Annotated in this window: 1 protein-coding gene; it reads right to left on the bottom strand. The window is 57.1% G+C overall.

Annotated features, from left to right (window positions below; all coding sequences use genetic code 11):
• A partial coding sequence (locus tag A6U95_RS31100; protein ID WP_343227215.1) for an LPD7 domain-containing protein occupies nucleotides 1-2,033 on the bottom strand: 2,033 nt, incomplete at both ends.

Consider the following 2,033-nt stretch of genomic DNA (forward strand, 5'->3'; position numbering starts at 1 on the left):
CGACCACTGATTGCGATGAGCAGTTTTAGACTCAAAATGGGTGACCACCCCCTGATCGTCCTTTTGCGGAACCTGTACGGTTACCGCCTCCTTTCCCAGCCAGGTCAGTGTCGCTATGCGGCCAGGCTTAATGCGCGTTTCACGCAGCAACCCCGACAGCTCCTTACCCCAGAACGTTTGTTTTCCTTCTCGCGTCCGAAGCGTAATGAACGCGCTTTGCGATTGCCCGGGTTCAAAACGGAAGGGTGCGTTACCACATTCGAGTACCTTGCCCGTCACCCCCGTCGCCGCCGCTTTGTAACTTTGGTGAATAGCGGGAGAAATATTGCTGTCAGGCTGAGCCGCATTATCTTGCGGTCGCGTTGCAGGAGCGGCTCGATGATCAACGGCTGGTGCAACCTCTCGCGGGGCGGCCGCCGGTGTGGCTGCTGCGGGGTCGGGATGATTCACCGGCGATGCAGCCGGTTGCGATGTAGGGGAATGGGCTGGCATCGGAACCCAATCACCGGTGACGGTGTCACTCGCTGATACTGGTGCAGCCAATAACTTCCGCGCATCCTCCAGCATGGCCTGTTGAGCGGGTACCTTCATCGCCACATTGATTTTATGCTGGGCAATCAAGGCAATCGCTTTTTCCTGAAAAGCCTCACTACCGGTCAACTCAATACGTCCCCGGTAATACTGGGCCGCCGTCAACAACGCCGCGAGCACCTTCTCATCGCTTTGGCTGGCCCCTTCAGCCATATCCAACCTGGAGCCCCGATCGATGAATGCCGGTTCGTTATCCAGTTTGTAGAGAACCGCGTTGTCCCCCTGTTTCTCCCATGACAGTCGCTGGAGTAACGCATCCTTATCTATCAGCGCCACGTCCGGATCAGCGGCTTCGCCGTTCGGGCGTGGCGGACCAACCCAGATAGCGTCAACGGTAGGTTCGGCCTGAGTCTGTTCTGACTCAGCGCGGTGAGCCCACTGTGACGCAGGTATGCCATTTTCTTGCTCTGGTTCACTGGCTGGACGAGGTGGCACATCAACCTCCAATTCACTTGCAGTATCCGCTGTCGCCACCCGGAACGTTTCAGTCGCCTCTGGCGTCGGTACAACGTATTCTGCACCGCCGGTCGGGGTTGGTTCTGGTACGCGCCCTTCAGGATTAAGTCGTCCAGCCAAAGAAATGGGGGCGTCGTCTGAAGGGGTGACTGCATCAGAAACCACGGGGATCTCTGCGGGTTCGGTGCCCACACCAGGTAAGGGAACTGTCGATGTTTCGGCTTGCGCGGCCCAGGACGCATAATCATTAATATCAATCGGCATCTCATCAACAACGGGAAGGTGATCTACAGCCGCTTCAACAGGCCCGATATCGCCCTGAAAAGAGGGCGTCTCGGCCGGCATTGGCGGCATAGCGTCAACCGGAGTAGGCATCGGCTCCTCAGGAGTGGGCGGCGATACGCCCTCGGATGGAAGGTTCATTTTGTCTCTTTCCTCTCGGATGATCTCCAGTGCTCGGGCAATGTTGGCGGTCACGAGCAAACGCAACCCGTCAAGCCCACGCGACTGGTGAAGGTCATTGAAATCGGTCAGCCCCAGTTTTTTTTCAGCGTCGGTAAAGTCAGGCACAATTGCAGCACCGTAAGTCACTGAGGACGCTGCCTGGGTTGCCATCAGCAATCCCTTGTTCACTTTCTTCGCATGATCCAAATCGGCCAGGAAGATATGTGGGGTGTTGGGATAACGCGCGTGCAGCACGTTGGCTATTGCAGCCATATTGCCGGCATCGATGGTCATCACGACCGGCTGGCCAGTGGCAAGATTCAGGCTTCTGGCAGTGGCATACCCCTCGGCATACATCACCGGAGCGTCAGGTAAGAGCGGGCCTCCCACCACCAAAAAATTACCCTGCTTTGGCGCATCGCTGTAAAGCCGCTTATCACCGTCAGGCGTGATGTACTGCAAGGTGCGAAACTCACCCTCAGCATTAAAAAACGGCACCACCAGGGCACCGTTTTGAGTTTGTCGCAGCTCTGGCGTCGGGG

The organism is Serratia sp. 14-2641 (genome assembly GCF_001692375.1).
Lineage (GTDB): Bacteria > Pseudomonadota > Gammaproteobacteria > Enterobacterales > Enterobacteriaceae > Chania > Chania fonticola_C.